Annotated in this window: 20 protein-coding genes and 1 pseudogene; 12 read left to right on the forward strand and 9 right to left on the reverse strand. The window is 70.0% G+C overall.

Annotated features, from left to right (window positions below; genetic code table 11):
* Positions 1–71 precede the first annotated feature (71 nt).
* From OG302_RS02340 to OG302_RS02355, 4 genes are all read right to left on the reverse strand, one after another.
* A complete protein-coding gene (locus tag OG302_RS02340; RefSeq protein WP_371525096.1) occupies positions 72–947 on the reverse strand; it encodes a sigma-70 family RNA polymerase sigma factor in 876 nt (291 codons plus the stop codon).
* Positions 944–1,321: a VOC family protein gene (locus tag OG302_RS02345; RefSeq protein WP_371525097.1), complete on the reverse strand. Its 378-nt coding sequence runs from the start codon at positions 1,319–1,321 to the stop codon at positions 944–946. The genes OG302_RS02340 and OG302_RS02345 overlap by 4 nt, the downstream gene beginning before the upstream one ends.
* Before the next feature lie 255 nt (positions 1,322–1,576).
* Positions 1,577–1,996 (reverse strand): YrdB family protein, encoded by a 420-nt coding sequence (locus tag OG302_RS02350; RefSeq protein WP_371525098.1) that lies wholly within the window; start codon positions 1,994–1,996, stop codon positions 1,577–1,579.
* Entirely contained in the window at positions 1,993–2,148 is a 156-nt protein-coding gene (locus OG302_RS02355) for a hypothetical protein (protein WP_371525099.1), read from the reverse strand. The genes OG302_RS02350 and OG302_RS02355 overlap by 4 nt, the downstream gene beginning before the upstream one ends.
* Positions 2,149–2,630: 482 nt before the next feature.
* Here OG302_RS02355 and OG302_RS02360 point away from each other — a divergent pair, with 482 nt between their 5' ends.
* Together OG302_RS02360 and OG302_RS02365 are read left to right on the forward strand one after the other, a co-directional pair.
* Positions 2,631–3,662, forward strand: a complete 1,032-nt coding sequence (locus OG302_RS02360) for a universal stress protein (RefSeq protein ID WP_371525100.1) — start codon at positions 2,631–2,633, stop codon at positions 3,660–3,662.
* A 290-nt stretch (positions 3,663–3,952) separates the two neighbouring features.
* Positions 3,953–4,163 (forward strand): annotated as a pseudogene (locus OG302_RS02365) (IS5/IS1182 family transposase); the annotation flags it as partial.
* A 258-nt stretch (positions 4,164–4,421) separates the two neighbouring features.
* Here the strand turns inward: OG302_RS02365 and OG302_RS02370 are convergent.
* A complete protein-coding gene (locus OG302_RS02370) occupies positions 4,422–5,810 on the reverse strand; it encodes a CoA transferase (protein WP_371525101.1) in 1,389 nt (462 codons plus the stop codon).
* A 248-nt stretch (positions 5,811–6,058) separates the two neighbouring features.
* Complete coding sequence (locus tag OG302_RS02375; protein WP_371525102.1) at positions 6,059–7,534, reverse strand: FAD-dependent monooxygenase; 1,476 nt, start codon at positions 7,532–7,534, stop codon at positions 6,059–6,061.
* Positions 7,535–7,599: 65 nt separating this feature from the next.
* Here OG302_RS02375 and OG302_RS02380 point away from each other — a divergent pair, with 65 nt between their 5' ends.
* Complete coding sequence (locus OG302_RS02380) at positions 7,600–8,226, forward strand: TetR/AcrR family transcriptional regulator C-terminal domain-containing protein (RefSeq protein WP_371525103.1); 627 nt, start codon at positions 7,600–7,602, stop codon at positions 8,224–8,226.
* Positions 8,227–8,361: 135 nt separating this feature from the next.
* Here the strand turns inward: OG302_RS02380 and OG302_RS02385 are convergent, their stop codons facing one another.
* A complete protein-coding gene (locus tag OG302_RS02385) occupies positions 8,362–8,745 on the reverse strand; it encodes a winged helix-turn-helix transcriptional regulator (protein WP_371525104.1) in 384 nt (127 codons plus the stop codon).
* Positions 8,746–8,846: 101 nt separating this feature from the next.
* Here OG302_RS02385 and OG302_RS02390 point away from each other — a divergent pair, with 101 nt between their 5' ends.
* Complete coding sequence (locus tag OG302_RS02390) at positions 8,847–9,248, forward strand: RidA family protein (protein ID WP_371525105.1); 402 nt, start codon at positions 8,847–8,849, stop codon at positions 9,246–9,248.
* Between the two features lie 33 nt (positions 9,249–9,281).
* Here OG302_RS02390 and OG302_RS02395 read toward each other — a convergent pair whose 3' ends face one another.
* The gene (locus OG302_RS02395) at positions 9,282–10,190 is read right to left on the reverse strand and encodes a universal stress protein (RefSeq protein WP_371525106.1); all 909 of its coding nucleotides are present in this window, start codon (positions 10,188–10,190) and stop codon (positions 9,282–9,284) included.
* A gap of 219 nt (positions 10,191–10,409) precedes the next feature.
* On the opposite strand from OG302_RS02395, the gene OG302_RS02400 reads away from it, so the two are divergent.
* The 5 genes from OG302_RS02400 to OG302_RS02420 all read left to right on the forward strand — a co-directional run bounded on the left by OG302_RS02400 (position 10,410) and on the right by OG302_RS02420 (position 13,724).
* On the forward strand, positions 10,410–10,874 hold the full coding sequence (locus OG302_RS02400; RefSeq protein WP_371525107.1) for a Crp/Fnr family transcriptional regulator: 465 nt from the start codon (positions 10,410–10,412) through the stop codon (positions 10,872–10,874).
* 53 nt (positions 10,875–10,927) lie between these two features.
* The gene (locus tag OG302_RS02405) at positions 10,928–11,638 is read left to right on the forward strand and encodes a CBS domain-containing protein (RefSeq protein ID WP_371525108.1); all 711 of its coding nucleotides are present in this window, start codon (positions 10,928–10,930) and stop codon (positions 11,636–11,638) included.
* Positions 11,639–11,843: 205 nt separating this feature from the next.
* Positions 11,844–12,545 (forward strand): response regulator, encoded by a 702-nt coding sequence (locus tag OG302_RS02410; RefSeq protein ID WP_371525109.1) that lies wholly within the window; start codon positions 11,844–11,846, stop codon positions 12,543–12,545.
* Positions 12,546–12,729: 184 nt separating this feature from the next.
* Positions 12,730–13,314, forward strand: a complete 585-nt coding sequence (locus OG302_RS02415; protein ID WP_371525110.1) for a dihydrofolate reductase family protein — start codon at positions 12,730–12,732, stop codon at positions 13,312–13,314.
* The gene (locus tag OG302_RS02420) at positions 13,311–13,724 is read left to right on the forward strand and encodes a VOC family protein (RefSeq protein ID WP_371525112.1); all 414 of its coding nucleotides are present in this window, start codon (positions 13,311–13,313) and stop codon (positions 13,722–13,724) included. Before OG302_RS02415 ends, OG302_RS02420 begins: the two co-directional genes overlap by 4 nt.
* Positions 13,725–13,763: 39 nt before the next feature.
* Here OG302_RS02420 and OG302_RS02425 read toward each other — a convergent pair whose 3' ends face one another.
* Positions 13,764–16,781, reverse strand: coding sequence for a BTAD domain-containing putative transcriptional regulator (locus OG302_RS02425; RefSeq protein WP_371525113.1), 3,018 nt, complete (start codon positions 16,779–16,781; stop codon positions 13,764–13,766).
* 217 nt (positions 16,782–16,998) lie between these two features.
* Between OG302_RS02425 and OG302_RS02430 the strand changes: the two genes are divergently transcribed.
* The 3 genes from OG302_RS02430 (at position 16,999) to OG302_RS02440 (ending at position 22,461) form a co-directional block, all read left to right on the forward strand.
* Positions 16,999–17,856 (forward strand): hypothetical protein, encoded by an 858-nt coding sequence (locus OG302_RS02430; protein ID WP_371525114.1) that lies wholly within the window; start codon positions 16,999–17,001, stop codon positions 17,854–17,856.
* Between the two features lie 76 nt (positions 17,857–17,932).
* The gene (locus OG302_RS02435) at positions 17,933–20,200 is read left to right on the forward strand and encodes a PQQ-binding-like beta-propeller repeat protein (RefSeq protein ID WP_371525115.1); all 2,268 of its coding nucleotides are present in this window, start codon (positions 17,933–17,935) and stop codon (positions 20,198–20,200) included.
* 149 nt (positions 20,201–20,349) lie between these two features.
* Entirely contained in the window at positions 20,350–22,461 is a 2,112-nt protein-coding gene (locus OG302_RS02440; RefSeq protein WP_371525116.1) for a PQQ-binding-like beta-propeller repeat protein, read from the forward strand.
* Positions 22,462–22,563: the final 102 nt, after the last annotated feature.

The following is a 22,563-nucleotide window of genomic DNA, read 5'->3' on the forward strand; positions in this document are numbered from 1 at the left end:
CTAGTCGAGGTTAAACGCCCGCTCGGCCACGGCCGACCTGCGCATGCGGGGGCAGGCCTGACGACACCCGTTCAGGCTGGGGCGGGCAGCTGGATCGAGGCGAGTTTGGCCGGGTCGATGACGATGTGGATGCCGATGATCCGGCCTTCTGCGACGGTGAAGGCGATGACGGAGAGAGGACTTCCGTCGGGGCGCCAGGACATGTGGCCGGGGATGCCGTTGACCAGCACAGGTCGTTGGCGGGCGGCCTTGCCGGAGAACATGCGGGCACCGGAGGCGACCTTGGTGGCGCCGAGCGTGACCACCATGCCATCGGGGGTGTCGACACTCAGCTTCACGTTCGGGTCGAGGACGCGCAGGAGTGCTTCGAAGTCGCCACTGAGGGCAGCGGCGCCGAATGCCTGGACGACCTGTCGGTGCTCACGGTCAGAGCCCGCAGGCCGGTCCGTGGCGCGGACCTTGCGGCGGGCGCGGCTGGCGATCATCTTGGTGGCGTCGGCGGATTTCCCCAGGATCTGGCCGATGTCGTGGAACGGGACAGCGAACATGTCGTGCAGGACGAACGCCAGACGTTCGCTCGGGGTGAGCGAGTCGAGCACGATGAGCAGCGCGAGTCCGACCGAATCGGCCAGCGCCACCTGTTCGTCCGGCGAGAGGTCGTCGTCTGGTGTCACCACGAGGTTCGCGAACTGTTGCTCGTAGTCGGTTGCCGGACGGGCCCGGCGGGATCTGAGGAGGTCCAGACTGATGCGGCCGACCACGGTGGTCAGCCAGCCCGCCAGGTTGCCGATGGTGGTCTGGTCCTGGCGGACGAGACGCATCCAGGCTTCCTGGACCACGTCCTCGGCGTCGGCGTGCGAGCCCAGCACGCGGTACGCGACGGCGCGCAGCCGATCGCGCTGGGCTTCGAACGCCTCGGTGAGGAGGCCGGACGGGTGGGCGGTCACGGCTTGCGAGGCTGTCGCAGGGAGACCCGGTTGCCGTCGGGGTCCACCGTCTCGATGCGGAGCCCGAACGGATACTCCTGGGGTTCGGCCTCATCGAAGGTGACACCGCGTCGGCGCATGGCCTCGCAATCCTTTCGCAGGTCGTCGGATTCGAGGATCAGCGGACCGGGCACGCCGACCGGCTGTCCCGCGACCGCCGCCTGCGACCACAGATTGATCTGTACGGGGTTGTGGGGAACACCGACGGTGAGGAAACGTCCGTCAGGTCCGGGATGGTCGATCCGCTTTTCCAGGCCGAGCCCCTCGGTGTAGAACTCCAGCGCGCGGTCCTGATCGGTGACGTAGACCGTCACGTACATGATGTTGGTCAGCATCCGGTTCTCGATTCACTCGTGGGTCCGACGACCGTTCGTATTCGGTCGTCACACCTATGACGAGCGCCGACGGGCGAAGGTAACAGGACCGCTCCGGCTGGACGGATACAGGGAAGTGAGGTCCTCCAACAACGACGTGGTTTCGATCAGCCGAGTCCACGTCCTGGGGCTGCGCCGTGCTGCCGAGCCACACCTCATACGCAGATTCCGCCCACGGCAGCGGCGCCCTCACAGACGTACGAGTTGAAGTCCAACCTAGGAACCCTCGGGAGGCGTCACTCCGGGCTCCGCCGGTGGAGCCACTGCCGTGTACTCCACCGCGACGCTGATCACCGCGAGCCCCGCGAAGACCAGTCCCAGGGTGCCGTGCCCGAAGCCGGAAAGGGAGAATGCGGCCACGCCGAAGACCGCCAGCTTGATGATGATCTCCGGGCCGACCGGCAGCGGGATCTTCGGTCCCCCGGCCGCGAGGAACGTCCCCCACACCACTGCCGCCAGGGCCGCGCTCGCCACGCCGATGACGATCCCGGAGAGGGTGCCCGGACCGGTGGCCATGCCCCAGAGAAACAGTGACACCAGGAGCCCGCCCTCCAGGGCGAGGGCCAGTGCCGCGTTGGCGATGGTGAGCGGGGTCCATTTGCGGTCCTTCACGGGACCCGGCTTGGCGACTCTCACGCTTCGACTGCCTTCTTGAGGCCCTTCAGCCACTTCTCCAGGGCCGTGTGCAGTTTGGCGTCAGAGAAGAACAGGATGAGGAACGGTCCGCCCATGGACTCCTCGGTACGCAGACGCCTCTTCTTTGCATACTCCTCATGCAGGACTTCCATTGATGGACCTCGGTAAAGCAACCGGTTCAGCATGCCGTGCCTTCCAGGGGGTACGGGGAGACCTACTTTCTCAGGGCCGGACGTCGATGCGGAGACGACTGCTTCAACTACTTCACCGTTCCGCTGACGAACTCCAGCAGATCGGCGTTGAGTTGGTTCATGTGTGTCAGATGCAGGCCGCGTGGTCCCTTGTCGTATACCGTGAGCACGCTGACCGAGAACGACCTTGGCCAGGCCTGGCCGCGCGCTCTACGGTGGCAGCGTTCCGGTCCCGGCCCCTCCCCCGGTCTCCGCCGACTGTTGGGGGCTGACAAGCCTCAGGACTCGACCACCGCGACAAGCCAATGATGCGTAAACGTTGCCCTCTTCGGGCACACGTACCGCCTCAATCACCGGTGCCCGGGAATGGCAGTGTCGCGAACGAGCTCGCCCTTCGGATCCGACCTGTGCGGTCCGGCGCCGAGACGACGACGGAGAAGGCCATGGCAGCCGTGCGCGCACCTATCGTGGTCAGGGTTGATGCCGACCCGTCCCGCCGCCACGCCTTGGCCTGGGGAGCCGATGAGGCCTTACGGCTCAGCCTGCCACTCCAACTGGTCTTCGCCCAAGGGCATTCGGCTCACCGGAAGCCGACAGAGCCCGCGCACATTTCCGGACAACGAGCCTCTGACACCGCGGAAGAGACTCTCCACGACGCCGTCTCCTTCGTGAAGAACCGGCACCCCCAGGTGGAGGTCTCCACACTGCTGGCCACAGACGCACCTGTTTCGGTTCTTCGCGAACAGGCCCGCACCGCCACCACTTTGGTCTTCGACTCGCAGCGACCCAATCGGCGCGGAAGCCCCTTCGGCCCACGGCGCGACGCCCTGGCTGTCATAGCTCACGCACCGTGTCCGGTTGCAGTCGTGCCCGAACACGCCCACCACGGTCAACGTGGTCACCAGCCGTTCTTCGTCGTTGGTACAGATGTCGCCTGGTTCGGACGCCGACCCTCCGCAGCCGCCCTCCACCATGGATTCGCAAGGGCCGCAGACCACGGTGCCGAACTCCGTGTAGTACACGTGTGGCATCCCCCGATCCCAGGTGTGCTGGACGAGCGGGCGGCTCTGCGTGAATGCCGCCGCCTGCTTTCGGAAACCGTGGCCGGTCTGCAGACCCTTCATCCAGCCGTGAAGGTCCATCACGCGCTGCTCCACGGCCCCGTGGCGCACGTGCTGGCCCAGGAGTCCGCGCATTCACTCGGGCTGATTGTGGGGCTCCGGAGTCATCGCCATGCGCGCCGATCGCCGCTCGGCTCGGTGCTCGGTCGCGTGCTGCGTCACGCCCGGTGCCCCGTTATCGCTGTTCCGCAGGAGGCCACGTATCACCGTCCACCAAGGCGGCCACGCATCAGCGGACTGTCCCGCCTGGCCCGGAAGGCCGTCGGACGCTACATCCGCCTGGTCACTCATCCCACCCGCCCGCGACCGGCCATGACACCTCCCGCATTTCGTGCAGATCGAACCGATGGGTGACGAGCGCCGCTCCGAAGTCCAACTGCTGTCCGGAACCCTGATGGTCAGCAGGCCGTCCTTGTACTCAGCCCTCCCCCGCACCCTCTTCCGGAGTCGACGCTTCGAGCATCCGACGGAGCCGGGGCGGGGCCGATGGGCTGAGCGGACGTGATCTGGGGCCGGTCGGCCCATGGAGGCAAGCGAGCGTCCTGCGGACGGTGGACGCGTACATAGCTGGGCTTACGACGGGTCTGTCATCACGCCCGGCCAGAGGAGGGCATCGCTGGTGCTCCCGCGTCGGAAGAGATCCGGTGCCCCGGCAGGCTGGAGGGCGACCGCGCCCCCGACCCGACCATGCCGGGGGACGATAGGGCGTACTCCTCGCGCCGCAACGAAGTCGAGCGGACCATGAACAGGTTCAAGAACTTCCGAGCCATCACCACGCGCTACGAGGAGAAGGCGTACGTCTTCCATGAGACAGTCACCGTGGCCTCGTTCCGCCTATGGCTCCGCCCTGTGTGAAGTGCCCCGCTCAGAGGTCCGTTGCCCCCGGGCAGTGGCGGCGGAGTTCGCTGAGTACGCGCTCGTCGACAGTCCTGGCGTCCCACAACGGGCGGTCCACTTCCGTCAGGACGACCATCACCGTCTCCTCGGCGAACCCGCGTGCTTCGGCATCGATCAACCTGCCTGGAGTTCGTTGGCGAGCACGGCGAGTTCGATCTCCCGGCGGCCGTGAGACAACTGCATCGGTGTGGCGGGCGCACGCCTCGAAGGTATGCGTCAGGCGCCGCCCCAGACCGGGGCGTCCGTTCCCCATGGGCCCGGCGGACGTGCCCAGTTCGCCGGGCCCCCGTCGTACGACACCGGCGGCAGCGCGTGCCGCAGTCGGCCCATGGGGGTGTCGGTCTCGGTCAGCCAGTGTTCGGCGTCGAAGCCCTCATCCTCGCCCGGAGCGGGTGCCAGGTCGTGGACCAGCCAGTGCGCGGTCTGCGCCAACGCCAGGCGGACCAGCCGGGTGCCGCCCGTGCGGTGCTGCTCGGTGAGCGCGCGCAGGACACCGGCCGCGAGGAGATAGCCGGTGCCGTGGTCGAGCGCCTGGGCGGGCAGAGTACCGGGCGAGTCCGGCGAGCCCTCCAGCACGGCGATGCCGGTGGCCACCTGGACCAAGCTGTCAAAGCCGCGCCGCTCGCGCCACGGCCCGTAACGGCCCCACGCGGAGAGCTGGGCGATGACGAGACCTGGACGGCGCTCGGCGAGCGCCTCGGGCGTCAGTCCGAACCGTTCCAGCGCGCCCGGCCGGTAACCGGTGACCACCACGTCTGCCGCATCGAGCAGTTCCTCGAAGAGCCTACGGTCGGCGGCCTGGCGCAGGTCCAAGGTGGTCGAGCGTTTCCCCATCCCTGTGTCGTTGTGGGCCTCCTGACTCTCTGGCAGCTGTGGTGCGTCGATCCGCAGCACGTCAGCGCCGAGCAACGCAATTGTTCGGGTGGCGACCGGTCCGGCCAGTACTCGGGTCAGATCCAGGACGCGCAGCCCCGCGCACGGCAGGGCGGCATTAGCGAGCAGTCGATCCGGGGCATCATCGATGCGCGCCGTCGTCAGCAGCGGCTGCCCGGCAGCCATGACCCCCTGCTCGCTCTTGGCCCAGGCCTCGGGGCCGCGCGCCGCGACGGCCAAACCGCCCGCCGCGTACACGGTCTCCTCCACTTCTAGCGCGGTAAGCCCTGCGATCGCCTGGGATACCGCGTCCACCGCCTCCTCGTCGGCGTACTCCGGCACCCCGAGCGCGGCGAGCAGTCGGGCCCGGTGATGCGGGTAGTTGGCGTGCGTACGAACCCATCCATCGGTCGCCCGCCAGAACCGGGACAGGGGCGAGAAGGTCGACCACGCTCGCCCGTCGACCCGCACCAACCGGTCGCTGAGGAACGCCGTCGCCACTGCCTCGTCATCGACCCGCACGCGGGGCACGGGGCGCCCCGTGCGTACGGAAGTGAGCTCGGCGGCCGCGAGCGAGCACACCGCGACGGTGGCCCGCGCCAGCTCCATGACGGGCAGCCGCGCAGGCAGCCCTCCGGATGGACCGCCGTAGGACACCCGGTCGAGCAGCGAAGAATCGGCACCCAGTGCCGCCCAAGCCTGCGAGGCCCCCGAGATGATGGGAGAAGTCATGCCCACACTGTGACACTGAGTGCCATCCACGGGAAGGGTTGTGTAACGGGCCCAGGCCCTCGCCGACGTACTACCGAGATTCGGCCACAGACGCCGCCCGCTGGCGAGGCGTCGGGCGGCGGTGGTGACGGCGAACTCGTGCTCGCCCGGCGCGAAGCGGGGCGCGTCCTGCTACCTGCGACCTACTTTGCGGCTGGTGTCTGAGCTCGGACACCGGGCCTTCTCAGGGTGGGCGTGCATGGGCCGGATTACGTCCGGTGGGTGGTGGTGAGGATGGTGGTGAGGTCGTCGACGAGGGTGGTGTCGTGGTCCTCCGCGCTTGCCCAGGCGACGTGGCCGTCGGGGCGAATGAGGGCGGCGCGTATGCCGGACCAGTGGGCCGGGAGCAGGTGCGGGGTGCCGGTGTGCACGCGCAGGCCGGGCCGGACGAGGTGGTGGAGGGGCTTGTCCGGGCTGCTGGTGAGGTCGAGCAGCAGGTGGCTGTCGGCGCGCAGCAGGGCGAACAGGCTGGTGTCGTCAACGGCGAGGCCGTCGGCGCGGGTCCCGGTCAGTTGCTGGGCGCCGGGCGCGCTCGGGGGGTAGGTGACGTCGAGGGAACTGACCTGTGCGGCGAGGCGGTCGTTGAGCTCGGGCAGGGTGGTGATCAGTTGGCTGAGCAGGCTGCGCAGGGCGAGTCCTTCTGGGGTGAAGGCGGTCATGAGGGCGACTTGGGCGCGGCTGGTTTCGGTGAGGGTGACGCCGACGGGGTGGCGTTCGGCGTGGTACGTGTCCAGGAGCGCGTCGGGGGCCCAGTCGTTGAGGGTGGCGGCGAGCTTCCAGGCGAGGTTGGCGGCGTCCTGGATACCGACGTTCATGCCGACTCCGCCGGCGGGGAAGTGCTGGTGGGCGGCGTCACCGGCGAGGAAGACGCGGCCGTTGCGGTACTGGGCGGCCAGGCGGGTGGCGTTGCCGAAGCGGGAGAGCCAGACGGGATCGCGCATGCCGAAGTCGGTCCCGGCCATGGTGATGACCTTATCGCGCAGTTCCTCCAGGGTCAGGTCGCCGGGCCAGGTGGTGGTGATGTCGCGGGGGGTGATGCCGACGATGCGGTGGAGGCCGCCGGGCATCGGGACGGCCATCAGGCTGCCTGCCGGCCCGAAGTAGCTGTGGCCGGGGGCCGGGGGCGCATCGAGGATGACGTCGCCGAGCCAGCCGAGCACGGTGGACGGCGTGCCGGGGAAGTCGATGCCGGCCGCGCCGCGCACGGTGCTGCGTGCGCCATCGCAGCCCACCAGGTAGGCCGCCTCCATGGTGAAGGGGCCGTCGGGGGCCTGGATCTGGACGCGGACGCCGTCCGGCCCCTCGCTCAGTCCGGTGACCTCGTGACCGCGCAGGATCGTCGCCCCCAGTTCGAGAGCCTGCTGCTCCAGCAGGGCCTCGGTGCGCTCCTGCGGCAGGGCGAGCGTGTACGGAAAGGGGCTGGACAGGCGGCGGAAGTCCAGCCGGGAGTCCAGTGCGCCGAAGTGCCCGCCGGGCAGCGGCATGCCCTCGGTGATGAAGGGGTGATGCACGTCGCGGGAGGCGAACGTCTCGATGGTGCGGGGGTGCACGGTCAGGGCGCGGGAGCGGGTGTCGCGCTCGGTGCGCGTTTCGATGACCGCAACGGTGATTCCGCAGCGGCGCAGTTCGGCGGCCAGCCACAGGCCGACAGGCCCGCCTCCGGCGACGGCGACCTGGTAGTTCATGATTCTTCCCCTTCATCCATCGCCTTGGTCAGCGACCAAGACCTGTTCTGAAGTAAACTAGGTCAGTGACCAAGAAGCAAGGCAGGGAAGACGCCGCAGGCCAGCTCACGCGCACGGCCGTGGTCGATGCGGCACTGCGGGTGCTGGAGGACCGGGGACTGGAGGGCTTGTCGACCCGGGCGGTGGCCGACAGCCTGGGGGTGCGCATGAACACCGTCCTGTGGCACGTCAAGACCAAGGCGCGAATGCTGGAGCTCATGGCCGACGCGGTCGTGGGCGGAATCGGCTACGAGGGCCTGCCCTCCCAGCCGCGGCAGCGGGCGCGGGAACTGGCTTGCCGATACCGGCGAGCGCTGCTCGCGCACCGCGACGGCGCCGCCCTGGTGACCGGGACCTACCCGGCCGAGCCGCACACGCTGCGTTTCGCCGACCGCCTCGTCGACGCCCTGCTGGAAGCGGGAGCGGACGAGGAACAGGCAGTCTGGACGGTGTGGACGGTCATCTACTTCCTCCTGGGTCTGGTCCAGGAAGAACAGGCCGCGCCCGACCAGTCCGACGACCGGCTGGCCCAGGCCGTGGACGCCGGTACGTACCCAGCACTGCAACGGGTCGCCGCGCACATGCGGCAGGACGCCTTCGAGGACCGCTTCACCTTCGGGCTGGAGGCGATCCTTGCCCGCCTGCCCGAGTAAAGGCGACGAACGCTCCCGGACACCGTTCGCCCCGACCACCGGCGCCCGCGCGAGGATCAACTCTTCGCAGCACCGTCAACACGGCCTGGCCGTGCGGAATTGCGCGCAACGCGCGAGGACGTCGCCGTGTGCTCGTCAGGCGTCGAAACGCCCGCGTGCGCTCTCGATGTGACCGAGGTGCTGGTGGGTCCAGCCGCATATGGCGTCGACAGCGGTGCGCAGGGCCCTGCCCGGCTCGGTGAGGGTGTACTCGACCCGCGGCGGGACGGTGGGGTACACCTTCCGGTCGACCAGGCCATTGCGCTCCAGCATGCGCAGGTTCTGGGTGAGCATCTTGTGGCTGACGCCTTCGACCTCGTTGCGCAGCTCGCTGAAGCGCAGGGTGCGCTCGCCGAGCGCCTCGATGATCAGGAGCGCCCATTTGTTGGCCACGTCAGAGAAGATCTCCCGCGCCAGGGAGTCCGCGCGCCGCAGGTCAGCGTCTTCCGGCAGGCCCTTGAGCAGCTGCTTGGTCACCATCAGGTTCCTCAGTCACCGAAAAGTGCGTTCTTCCAGGTCAACGTTCACTCTCCTACAGTTTCCGAGTAACTACAAGAGAGCGAACAGGAAGGGCCAGCACTGTGGCCACCGTTGATGTCTTCACCTACGACGTGCCGGCCGAAAGCGACTTCGGCTACTCACAGGCGATCAAGTCCGGCGAGCTGATCCACGTCTCCGGACAGCTCTCGTTCGATGAGGCGGGCGAGTTCCTCTACGCGGGCGACTTCGCCGCCCAGCTCAAGCAGACCTACGCCAATATGGACAGGATCCTGGACCATTACGACGCCACCCGGAACCAGGTCATCTCGCAGACCCTGTACGTGGTGAACCTGCGGCAGCACGCCGCGGCGACGGCGGCAGGCAACCTGGGATACTTCGGCGACCACCGCCCGGCCAGCACGGTCGTGGGCGTCACTGAACTGACCTTGCCCGGCCAGGTCATCGAGATCAGCTTCGTCATCGACACGCAACTGCCCGCCTGAGGTCTGCTCATCGCACGTCCCACAGCCCTGGACTCAGGCGTGCGGGACCACCGCGACGGGACAGGACGCGTGGTGGAGCACCGCGTGCGCAACCGGGCCGACGTGCATGCCGACACGGGTGTCTCGTTGCTGGCGCCCCACTACGACGAGCGCGGCTGTGGCGGACGCGCGGACCAGGGCGGTGGCGGCCCTGCCTTCGCAAACGGTCTCGGTCACGGGGACTTCGGGATACTTCTCGCGCCAGGCGCGCAGTGCCGCGGTCACCGTGCGCTCGTTCTCCGTGAGCAGTTCCCGTCCCGACGTCGGTACCGGCCCGCCGTCAGACACGTGATCCGGTGCGGCACCGAAGGCATGGATGGCGTGCAGTGCTGCATGGCGGCGCCGTGCGGAGTCGAAGGCGAACTCGATCAGCCCGTCGCAAGGGTGGCTGGTGTCCAGGCCGAGGACGACGTCGCGGTACGGGGTCTCGACTATCTCGTCCGGCGAGATGCCGTGCGGGGCCGGGAAATGCTCATCGGCAACGCTCTCCCCGGCGCGCACGAGTACGACGGGGCACGTGGCCTTGGCGATGGCCCTCTGGGACACGGACCCCATCACGAATCCCATGACACCGCCGAGCCCACGTGAGCCCAGCACCAGCAACTCCGCCTCCTCCGTCGCCGCGAGAAGAGCGGCGACGGAGGATTCCCCCACGAGTTGTGCGGCGATCTGCAGTCCCGGGTGCGCGGCCCGCACGCTGTTCTCCGCCCGTTCCAGAGTCTGTTCGGCCCACTCGCGCTGGAGGCTGTCGGCAGGTACGGAGGGACCGGCATGCGGATGCCATACCCAGCCGTGAACCACGGTCAGTGAACTTCCGCGACGCAGCGCTTCCCGGGCTGCCCAATGCGCGGCAGCAAGACTCTCGGTGGATCCGTCGATCCCCGTGACAACGTGCCGGAGCATCACGCACACCTCCCGTATCGCGCTCTGCCTGTCCTTCCGGCGAGCCTCGTACAGGAGCGGATGCGCGTGCAGGGGCCGCACAGCCCTTTCCTGGGCCCCTTCGGCCCTCCGCGCTAGGCCGGCCGGGTCGGCTGTGGGGCCTGGTGGCCCCTGTTCCCGCCCTCAGCACGGCGACACCCTGGAAGTGGCCGATTCGTCCACCCGTCCTGGAGGTACATCATGAACGCGCCCCCCGCGAACGCCATGGTCCGGGCGTTGACCGCCGAACACCAGCAGCGGTTGATGCGGATGGCGCGTGAGGTGTCCTTTCCTCAGGGCACACGCCTCTTCGAGGAAGGCGGACGAGCCGACCGGTTCTGGATCATCCGCACCGGAACTGTCGCACTGGATATGCACGTGCCCGGCCGCAAGGCGGCCGTCATCGAGACCCTCAGCCACAACGAACTCGTCGGCTGGTCCTGGCAGTTCACTCCCCACGCGTGGCACCTCGGCGCCGAGACGACGACGCCGGTACGGGCATACGAGTTCGATGCCGTCGCCGTCCGCTCGGCATGCCAGGACGATCCGGCACTCGGCATGGCGGTCGCACACTGGGTGGGTGGCATCGTCGCTCACCGCCTGCGTTCGGCCCGCACCCGGCTGCTGGACCTGTACGCCCCGTACGGCAGCGGCGACCTCCGCTGACCGGCTGCCCGAATCCGCCCGGGAGCATCCCGCAACCAGGACAAGGAGAGGCCATGCACGGCAGCCCGCACATCGTGAGCGATGTGATGACCCATACCGTCGCCGCCATCGGCCGCGGGGCGACCTTCAAGGAGATCGTCCGCATGATGCAGGACTGGAAGGTCAGTGCGCTGCCGGTCCTGGAGGGCGAAGGCCGCGTGGTCGGCGTCGTCTCCGAAGCCGACCTGCTGCCCAAGGAGGAGTTCCGCGACAGCGATCCCGACCGCTACACGCAACTGCGCCGCCTGGCTGATCTCGCCAAGGCCGGCGCGCTGACGGCGGGCGAGCTGATGACCTCCCCGGCCCTCACCATCCACGCCGACACACCACTGGCTCAGGCCGCCCGCACCATGGCGCAGTCCAAGGTCAAGCGCCTGCCCGTCGTCAACCAGCTGGGCATGTTGGAAGGCATCGTCAGCCGCGCCGACCTCCTCAAAGTGTTCCTGCGCACCGACGAGGAGATGGCGGAGGAGATCCGCCGGGAGGTGGTGTCGTATCTCTTCCCCGCGCCGACGCCCTCGGTTCGGGTCAAGGTGCGTGATGGCGTGGTGACCCTGGCGGGTCACATCCGGGACGCGTCCCTGATCCCCGTGGCCGCGCGTCTGATCCGGGCCGTCGAAGGCGTCGTGGACGTGGATTTCGACCTCGGCGACCCCGTGCCCGGCTCCTCGTGGGAGTCGGACGCGGACGCGCGGGAAGGCGGGGGCGACGGTCGGCCGGGGTGACGTGGCCCGATGGCGCAAAGACGGGATGCGGCCTTCTGCCCACCGGTCTCTGTGTCCCCTGATCTGATACGGGTATGAGGCCGGTCAGGGCGCTCGATGTGGCGTGTAGGGCCCAGTCGGCCCTAGTGCGTGAGCCTCCCACGCGTGATGATCGTTGTCACGGACAGCCCGCAGTCCGTCCGTCGCCGGGGAACAAGGGGTCGTCATGGCTGAGGCACGCACCTTCACCGAACAGGAGCCGATCCGGGTCTTTCTGCTGGACGACCACGAGGTCGTACGACGCGGCCTGTCCGACCTCCTGGACGCCGAGCCGGACATCTCGGTGGTCGGCGACGCCGAGAACGTCGAGCACGCGCTGGTGCGTGGCCCGGCCCTGCGACCGCACGTCGCCGTCCTCGACGTACGCCTTCCGGACGGCGACGGCATCACGGTGTGCCGCGAGCTGCGCAGCCAGATGCCCGAGCTCGCGGTCCTGATGCTGACCTCGTTCGACGACGAGGACGCCCTGCTCGACGCGATCATGGCCGGGGCCAGCGGTTATGTGCTCAAGCAGATCAAGGGATCCGACCTGGTCTCGGCCGTGCGGACCGTCGCTTCCGGCCAGTCCATGCTCGACCCCGCCACGACCGCGCGCCTCATGCGCTCCCTGCGGGCGGATCCCGCCGATGCACCGGCGGTCGCCCCGGAACTGGCGAGCCTGTCGCCGCGGGAGCAGGACATCCTCGCCCTGATCGGTGACGGGCTCACCAACCGCGAGATCGGCAAGAAGCTCTACCTCTCCGAGAAGACCGTGAAGAACCATATCTCCCGGCTGCTGGCCAAACTGGGCGTCCAGCGCCGCGTTCAGGCCGCGGTCCTCGCCTCGCATCTCGGGCAGCCTCCGTCAGGCGAGCGCCCCGCCAGGTGACCTCCGCGCGCCCCGGCGAGTGGCATTCGCCCGTGGGCCGTCCGGCTCCCTCCAGGGCCGGAGTGACTTCAGCACCACGGGCCGATGAGTTTGCCTGCTACCTGAGGTCCGCCACGTGACATAACCGCCCGTCGGGGCGAGGGAGCGTCCCCATGTCATGGAGGAGAGAGGGAGGAAGGCCAGCATGAGCAATCCGATTCGGCTGTACATGTCGATGTCGCTCGACGGCTACGTCGCCGGTCCGGACGATCGGCCGGGCCAGGAGCTCGGACGCGCCGGTGGACGTCTTTTCAACTGGCTCGACGACCGGGAATCCGACGGTCCCAGTGGACAGGTTTATCGCGAGGCGCTGGCGACCGGCGCGGTAATCTCAGGCCGTCGCACCTTCGAACTCGCCGGGCGTTGGCAGGGTGACCACCATGACGGTGTGCCGATCTTCGTCCTCACCCACCATGCGGACGAGGGGGACGTGCCACCCGGCCACGCCCGATTCGTCACCGACGTCGAGGACTGCGCCCGTCAGGCTCGCGCGGCCGCCGGGGACCGGCCGATCATGGTCCATGGGGCGGGCGCGGCCCAAGCGCTCCTGCGAGCCGGGCAGCTCGACGAGATGGAGATCCACCTGGTTCAGGTCCTTCTCGGGGGCGGCCGACGGCTCTTCGACCACCTCGGTGGTGATCACATCGAACTCGACCTCGTCCGAGTGTTGCGGGACCGAGACGTCACGCACCTCCGCTACCAGGTACGCCGCCCTGATGAGGCCTCATGAAGACGCTCTTCGTCGCCTACCGCGTCACCGACCTGGACCGCTCGCTCGACTTCTACACCGCCTTGGGCTACGTCGAGCTGGGCAGGGTCGTCGCCGGGGACGGGAGTCATCTCGTGCTCCTCAAGTTCCCCGGCGAACCGGCGGCCTCGCTCGAACTGGTCCACCGTCCCGTCGGCGGACGCGTCGACGTGGGCAGAGGTTTCGACCACCTCGCGATCCAGGTGGACACACTGGCCGCCGCCCTGGAGCGGCTGACCGCCGCCGGCCTGGAGCCGGGGCCTGTCCAGTACCCGGGCGGGCCCGCGGGCCCGAAGACGTCGTGGCTCACCGACCCGGACGGCTACCGCATCGAGTTGGTGGAGTGGCCCCCCGGACACCCCGACGGCATCACCGCCGCGGACTTCTCCTGAGCGGTCCGGTCAGCAGCGGGCGCCCGCGCGGCGCGGGAATCAGGCCGTCCCGGCCAAGGACCGGGCGATGTGGAACTGCTGCTCGGCCTCGGCCGGGTGGCCCGCTGCCTCGTAGGTGCGGCCGAGGCGACGGCGGACCTCCATCTCCAGGGGCCTGCTGGTGTGTTCGGTGAGCGTCGCCAGGGCTTCCCGCTGGAGAGTGATGGCCAACGGCAGGTCTCCGTGGCCGTGTTCCGCGGCGCCCAGCAAGGACAGGCTCGTGGCTCGCAGTTGCAGGTCGCCGACTTCCTGGGCCAGGTCCGCCGCGCGCCGTGCGAGGCCTTTGACCTCGGTATGCCGGCCCAGTGCCAGCTGGGCCTCGGCAGTGAAGCACAGGGTCTTGCTGATCATTCGGGGGCGGCCGATCTTCTCGGCGAACGTGAGGGAGGTGGCGTAGTACCCGAGCGCTTCCTCATGCCGCCCCTGCTGGTCGTGGAGGGCGCCGAGGTTGCAGCTCGACATCCCGGCCAGCCAGTCGTCGTCGAGCCGGGCCGCCTGCCCCATCGCCTCGCTCAGGTGCGCGGCCGCCTCAGGGAAACGGCCCAGCGCACGCTCCGCGGCGCCCATGGAGGCGGTCGCCCGGGCCTGCTCGCGAAGGTCGCCCTGGTGACGGGCGAGGCGCAGCGCATCGGTGCACCAGGCGTGCGCCTGTGGGAAGCGTCCTTGATAGATGTCCGCGATGGCCAGGCAGTTGCGCAGGGAGGAGGGCATCCGCGGGTCGTCGGCCAGGTCGGCGCCGGGCAGCGCGAGCTCCAGGGCCGAGCGGCACTCGTGGAAGCGGCCCTGGCGGACCAGCGGGTCGACCAGGGACTCGGCGATCCAGCAGGCGTACTCACGCTGCCCGGTGGCCGCCGCGAAAGCGACCACGTCGAGCAGCTGGCCGCCCGCGGCCTCCAGCCATGCGTCGGCTTCCCGCCAGTCCCTGAAGGGGGAATTGGAGACATCGGGGCCGGTCGGGTAGCCCTCGGGGCCCCAGTCGCTGGCCATGCGCCCTGCGGCCGTGTAGAGGTGCAGCACGGCGGCGCGGTCCGCGGCGGCCTCATCCGGCATCTCGGCGGCGAGGCGGCGCGTGTGGTCGCGTACGAGATCGTGCAACCGGTAGCGGCTGGGCCGTGGCTGCTGCAGCAGGCTCGCGTCGACAAGACGCTCCAGGAGGTCCTCGGTGTCCTGGAGCGAGCGGCCCAGCATGACGGCGGGGGTGAGCCCGTCGAACTCAGCGGTCGGTGCCTGGCTCAACGCCCTGAATCCGCGGCGCAGTTCGGGGGCGAGCAGGTCGTAGGACATCCGGAAGGCGGCTTCCACGCTGCGGTCCTCCGCCCGGAGCTCGCCCAGGCGGCGTTCGTCGTCCGACATCCGGCCGACCAGGTGGGCCAGTGTCCAGGACGGGCGGTTCTGCAGCCGGGCCCCGGCGATCCGCAGAGCCAGCGGCAGTCCGCCGCAGCGGCGGGCGAGTTCCTGCGCGGCCTCGGGTTCCTGGCCGGCGCGCGTCTGACCAAGGAGGCGCGTGAGCAGGGTGACCGCCTCACCCGTGTCCAGCGGCTCCACGGTGAGCCGCCGGTCGGCGTCGAGGCCGGGCAGGCGCTGGCGGCCCGCCACAAGGACGCGGCTGCCGGGGCCCGCGGGCAGCAAGGGGCGCACCTGTTCCGCACTGCGAGCGTCATCCACGACCAACAGCAGCCGCAAGGAGCTGGTGGCCGCCCGCCAGGCTGACACCAACTCGTTGAGTTCGTCGGGCAGTTCATCGTCGGCAGCGTTGACGGCACGGAGCATTTGATGCAGGGCGCGCTGCGGGCGCAGGCTCTCGTGGGGAGCGCCAAAGGTGTGCAGGTCCACGAACAGGCAGCCGTCCGGGTACTGGTCGTGCAGCGTCCAGGCGGCGCGGACCAGCAGCGCGGTCTTCCCGACCCCTGCCGTGCCGTCCACGGCGGCCACGGAGACGCAGTCGGCGGGCACCGGTTCGGTGAGCAGGGCCAGTTCTGGCTCCCGGCCGACGAGCCAGGCGGTGTCGCCGGGGAGTTCGTTACGGCGGGGACGCGGCGAGGACGGGGAGCGCTCGGGCGCCGGTGGCTGGGTGTGCTGTGTGGGGGCGGCTGCCGGGGACGCTGCTTGCGAGGTGGTGGAGTTCGTGGTGCGGGGCGGCGGGGTCCGGCCCAGCAGCAGCGGGTCATCACGGCGCAGCACGCCCTGGTGCACCCGTTGCAGTTCCTCGCCGGGTTCCACGCCCAGCTCCTCGCGCAGCCGGTCTCGCGTCTCCCGGTAGGCGGCGAGTGCCTCGGCCTGCCGGCCGCTGCCGTACAGGGCGCGCATCCGAAGAGCGGCGAGTGGTTCGTCGTACGGCTGCGCCGTGGGCGCGGCCAAAAGCTCGTCCAGGGCCTCCGTATACCGGCCCAGAAGCACCAGGCACTCCACTCGCTCCTGGTGAAGTGTGCGCCGCTGCCGGGCGAGACGCCGCCGCTCGGCGTCGGCGAGCGGGCCGGGCAGGCCGGCCAACGGCTCTCCGCGGAACAGGTTCAGTGCCCGCGTACAGCCGTCGAGGGCGGCAGTGAGGTCCCCCGCGGCCTTCGCGCCGCGTATGACGCCGGCTTGTGCGGTCAACTCGCCGATGTCCGTGCGCGCTTCGCCGGGCATGAAGCGGTATCCGCCCCGCTCGCCGCGGATCACGGATGTGGTGGGGCGGGCGCCGGGCCCGTCCAGTGCCTTGCGCAGGGGATAGACGTAACTGGGCAGGACCTGGCGCCCGGTTCCTGGTGGTTCAAGTCCCCATACGTCGTCCAGGAGTTGCTGGTGGGTGACGAGCGTGTTTGCCCGCAGGACCAGCGCGGTCAGCACCGCCTGGCGTCGTACGGGCCCCAGGTCGAGGGGCTTCTCGCCGCGGTGGGCGCCGACCGGGCCGAGCAGGGCGAGACGCAGCCGACCTGCCGCGCTCTCCGCGCCTTGCGCACCGGGCGTATCAGGAGCCGTGGCCGTGTCGGCTGTGTCAGCCCTGTTCGTGCCCACTTCGAATCTGTTGGTGCCCACTTCAAACTCCCCCGTGGTCTTTGCAGTTCCCGCGGTTCCCCGTAGTCCCTGCGGAAACCCAATCCTCTGCTTCAGCAGAATTTCATCAGCATTGCAGTGTCTCGCGAGAGGGTTCGGCGCGTCGTGTCCGGTCCCGGTCGACCGGTTCCGGCCACTTCCCCTGGGGTGGGTTCCTGCCCCTCCCAAGGACCTGGACCGTAGGAAAGCGAGCTGTTTCGTGAGCGAGAACCCGCAGGTGGGCCCCCCGCAGGGCTTCGGAGACAGCCCTCAGGGCCCCGGCCAGGCGCCGCCCCCGATGCCCGGCCAGGCGCCGCCGCCGGTCCCGCCGCACGCGCCGGGCCCGCCCTCGGCCTGGTCGCAGCCGGTTCCACCGGACGGCCACCGCGGCCCCGGCGGCTCGGGACCTCGTGGCGGCCGTTCTCGCATCTGGCTGATCGGGGGCACCGCGGCGCTCGTCGCGGCCGTGGTCATCGGCGTGGTCGTCGCCACGTCGGGGGACGACGACGACAAGAGCGCCGCGAAGGGCAAGCCCTCCGGCGCTCCGGCAGGCGTCGCCAAGCCGAAGGCGCCGTCAGGGGGCAAGGCGTACACCAAGGTCCCCAAGGGATGCGAGCTGATCAAGGCGTCGACCATCGACAAGATCGCGCCCGGAGGCAAGTGCACGCCGGGCCTGATGGACGAGAAGGATCTCCCGACACTGATCAGCAGGATGCCGAGGTGGGAGCCCGCCGACTACGGCGGCAGCTATCAGAGCCTGAGTGTGAGCCTCACGGTCGGCGCGAGCGCCAAGGGCCAGTACGACACGAAGAAGACGACCGCTACCAGCGACCTCAAGGGCATACGCAAGGTGGAGGGTTCCCGGCCGGTGAGCGGGCTGGGCGAGGAGTCCCTCCTCGTGGACACCGTCGACGCCCGGGACGGGTCGCTGGCCCAGTCAGAGGTGGTAGTCCTGCAGGGCAACGCCGCGCTCAGCGTGGACTTCACCTACAGCCGGGAGAACTCCGACACCACCAAGAAGCAGGCCGAGGACGCCGCCATCGCCGCCGCCCGTGATGTGCTCGGTTCGCTGAGCTGATCGCCGCGGCGACGACGTGCCTACACCTCCCCACGAAAGCAGCGACCCCACGGCTGCGCGGCCTGCGCACACCACCGTGCCCCAGCCTCCGGTCGCCCCGACCCGGCCTCTCACCGGCCTCCCGCAGCCGCCCGGTCAGATCCCTGGGCAGGTCGCTGGGCAAGTCCAGGGGCAAGTCCCGGGCCAGCAGAGCCCTTCCCGTATCGGCCCCTACGAGGTCTTCCAGCTCCTCGGCGAAGGCGGCATGGGCAGGGTGTTCCTGGCCCGGTCGCCGGGTTCGCGGCTGGTGGCCCTGAAGGTCATCCGGCCCGAGTACGCCGAGGCGCCGAACTTCCGCGGGCGTTTCCGGCGCGAGGCCGAATCCGCCCGCCGCGTGAGCGGCTTCTTCACCCCGCCGGTGCTCGACGCGGACGCGGACGCCCCGCAGCCCTGGCTGGCCACGGCCTACGTCCCCGCGCCGTCGCTGCACGAGGTCGTCAGCGGCTTCGGTGTACTGCCCGAGGCGGGCCTGCGGGCCCTTGCCACCGGCCTCGCGGAGGCGCTGCTGGCCATCCATGACGCCGGCATCGTGCACCGTGACCTCAAGCCCGGCAACGTACTCATCGCCGAAGACGGGCCCCGGGTCATCGACTTCGGCATCAGCAGTGCGGTGGACGCCACCCAGGTGACCCGGACCGGTGCCGTAATGGGGACGCCCGGGTTCATGGCACCCGAGCAGATCACCTCGAGCCGCGAGGCCGGACCGGCGGCCGACCTCTTCTCGCTGGGCTGCGTGCTGGTCTTCGCGGCCACCGGGCGCGGCCCCTTCGGCTCCGGAGGGACGGCCGAGATCCTCTACCGGGCCGTCCACCATCCGCCCCAACTGGACGGAATATCCTCGGCGTTGACGCCCCTGGTGAGCGCCTGCCTGGACAAGGACCCCGCCCGCCGGCCGCCCGCCGCTTCAGTGCTGGGCGCGCTGGGGACCGCGGACCCTGCCGCCCTGCTCACGCAGGGCCTGCGGCAGGATCTGGCGCGGCGGGAGGCACACGCCGCCGTTCTGGTGTCCGCGCCGCCCGTACCCATGACGCCCCTTGGGCTGCCAGAGGACCCGTTCGCCACCACTCCCCCCAGGGGGTCCAGTCGCCGCAGGTTCTTGTGGATCTCCGCGGCCGCCACCACCGTCGCCGCGGGCGGCGGGGCCGCGGCGCTGACCGGGTGGCGGTCGAAGCCAAGCACGACACCGGCCCGCGGCGGCGGCAGCGCGGGCACCACCGGCCGACCCGAACCCAAGGTCCCGGATGGCCCGGAGCCGCGGTGGACGGTCTCGCTGAAGAAGCTGGATAGTGCCCAACTCCAGCTCCTGGGCGACGTATTGGTGCATTGGGAACAGAGACGCGCCACCGCCTATGACACCACTGCGGGGAAGGAACTCTGGGCTGGGTCGCTGCGCCTGCCCTCCGGCACGTCAGGGGACCCCAAGTGGCTGGGCGTGCACGGGCCGGCGCTGTTCGCCTCGGCCTGGAGCGGCGAGCGCGGCTATCTGTTCGGCGTCGATGCCACAGGCAAGCAGAAGTTCACCCACGCGATCACCGAGCAGGGCGCCGACCCCCAGTTCGCCGACTTCGTCGAGAGCGTCCTGTCCGTCGCCGGTTCGGTGGCGGTCGTCGGCACCAGCGGTCACAAGGGATATGGGGTGCTCGCGGTCGATCTCGGCTCGGGCGAGGTGCTGTGGTCGCGCAAGGTCAAGGGCAGCGATTTCCAGGCGCACGCCGTGGGAAGCCGCTGCTTCCTCCAGGACAACGGCACGCTCCGTGGCCTTGCCCTGCGCTCGGGTGCCGAACGGTGGGAGGTCCGGGACGTCATCAAGCCCGGCGCCTATCCCCACCTGTCCACCGACGGCAAGACCCTGCTCGTCACCAGCACCAAGGTGCAGGCCTTCGGCGCCACCGACGGCGAGAAGCTGTGGACGGCCGTCAACGAGACGACCACCATCAGCCCGGCCAGGGTCCGCGGCAAGCGGGCCTATCTCCACGACGGACCGGGCACCGTGTTCGCCCTGGACATGCGCAGCGGTGAGCAGGTGTGGCACACCGAGAGCCCGGTACACCTGACGACCACCGGCGGCGCACAGGACCAGGGGCCCGTCGTCTCCTCGTCCGTAGTGGCGATCCCTACCTGGGCCACCGGTGACGTACCGGGGTTCGTCGTCCTGCGCGCCTCCGACGGCAAGACGCAATGGGCACACCAGCCCTCCGGCGCCAAAGCCGGGGGCAAGAGCAACTGGCTGCTCCAGATCTCCGGCAGCACCCTCTTCGCCGCATCCGAGACCACCCTTTACGCCTTCCGGAGCGACACGCCGTGACCATGCCACCCACACCACCCGTGCCGCCGTCCGCACCCGCGGCGTCGGGAGCGACACCGCCTGGGCCAACGCCGCCCGGACCAAATCCGTCCGCGCCTCCCCCGCAAGCCGCCTCCCCTGCCCCTGCCACGTACATCGGCCCCTACCGGGTGATCCGAGAGCTCGGTGCGGGCGGCATGGGCCGCGTCCACCTCGCCGCGTCGCGCAGCGGCCGTGCGGTGGCCGTCAAGGTCGTGCGTCCCGAACTGGCCGCCGACCCCGATTTCCGCCGCCGCTTCAGGGCCGAGGTCGAGGCCGCCCGCGCGGTGTCCGGTGCCTTCACCGCGCCGGTCGTCGACGCCGATCCTGAGGGGCCCCAGCCGTGGCTGGCCACCGCGTACATCCCCGGCCCTTCCCTCACCGACGCCCTGGACGCCCACGGGCCCATGCCCGAGGCCACCTTGCGCGTCCTGGGCGGCGGCCTGGCCGAGGCGCTGGCCGCGATCCACCGCGCCGGGCTCATCCACCGCGACCTCAAGCCGTCCAACATCCTCCTCACCCGCGACGGCCCCCGGGTCATCGACTTCGGCATCAGCCGGGCCGTCGACGGAACCGTGCTCACCGCCGAGGGCCAGGTCGCGGGATCGCCCGGCTTCATGTCGCCCGAGCAGTCGCGCGGGGGCGAACTCACCCCCGCGAGCGACGTGTTCGCCTTCGGCTGCGTACTCGCCTTCGCAGCCACCGGCGTTCCGCCCTTCGGTACGGGCGCGGTCCACGCCCTGCTCTACCGGGCCGCCTACGAAGCGCCGCAGCTGAACGGCGTCCCCCACGGCCTGCTCGGCATCATCACCGCCTGTCTCGAAAAGGACCCCACCCGCCGCCCCGCCGTCGAGCAGCTCCAGAGCTGGCTGCGCCCGGAGACCACCGCCGGCTGGCTCGGCGCGGTCGAGCTCCAGGTGACCGAGGACCAGCGCATGTTGCAGGGCGCCCTACGCACCCCGCTGCTCAGCCGCCGCCGGTTGCTGACCGGCGGCGCCGTACTCGCCGTGAGCGCGGCAGCCGGCGGTACCGCCTGGTTCCTTCGCTCACGCGGCGAGGACGGCGGGGACACGGTTGCCGCCCCCGCTCTCGACTGGGCGAAGGAGCTTCCGCAGCCCGGCATGTTCCTGCGCGCGGTCACCAGCTCCACGCTGCTGTGCACCGAGAAGGCCTCCGGTGCCTGCTTCGACCGGGGCACCGGCAAACTCCTGTGGAAGGACCTCGGAGGCCAGAACACCGACGCCCTCCCGGACGACAAGCGCGTCTACACCGTGCGCACCGACGGCAAGGTGCACGCGTTCGACGGCCGGTCCGGAAAGAAGCTGTGGGACGCGCCCCCGGCCGGAGACAGCGCGCCCAAGCTGGACTTCTCGGACGGCGAGTTGGTCATGACCACGAGCGGCGGACGCTTCCGGGCCCTTCAGGCGTCGAGCGGTGAGGTGCGGTGGACTTCGCGTGACGTGAAGGACATCAGCATGGTCATCGGCGCCACACCGGCAGGCGCGCTGCTCGCCTGGGGCGGTGCGTCGAAAGTCAATCCGGCCGCGATGCTCAGGGGCTACTCCGCCCTCGACCGGAAGACGGGCGAGCGCGTATGGACGAAGGACCTCGTCACTCTGTACCCACCCGAGCGCCCGTCGGAGGGCCCGCAGGACAAGAGCAAGGTGCTCTACGGCATCGACGCCGGCATGAAGCTGCTCGCCCTTGATCCCGACGACGGCAGAACTCTCTGGAGCAAACCCACCGAACTCCCGCCCACCAACAGCGAGGTCCTTGGCTGGGCCGGGTCCATGAGCCTGCTCGGGGGCACCCTGTTCTGCTACCCGAGCACCGGCTTCAACGGCTCGACCCGCGGCTTGCTCGCCGCCTTCGACCCCGCGTCGGGCAAAACCCTGTGGACGGTACAGACCGCCGCCCGCGGCAACCGCGGTTACGCACGCGCCGGTTCGACCGTCTGCTACCTGGACAAGAAGGTCCTGCACGGGCTCGACGCCAAGACCGGCGCGAAACGCTGGACGGCAGGGGCGGGACTGGGTGACCTCGACCAATTGGTCACCCTGCACGGACTGTTCGTCGTCGCGGGCACGAAGGGTCTGTATGCCTTCCGCGCGGACACCGGCGAGCAGGTCTGGCACTACCGGGCCACCGGCGGCTCCGGATCCTGGACCGCGCAAGCCGTCGGCGACGCCCTTTACGCCACTTGGTCCGGCAAGCTCTTCCGCTTCTCGGTGCCCAAGCCGTAGAAGAATCCCCGTGCGGATCGGGTCTCTGAACCGGCGCGGGCTCCGATACGAACCCTGCTGCCCACCGCTCGCGCACGAGCGGTGGGCAGCAGGAGAGCGTGG

Origin of the sequence: Streptomyces sp. NBC_01283 (assembly GCF_041435335.1) — a bacterium.
Classification (GTDB): Bacteria; Actinomycetota; Actinomycetes; order Streptomycetales; family Streptomycetaceae; genus Streptomyces.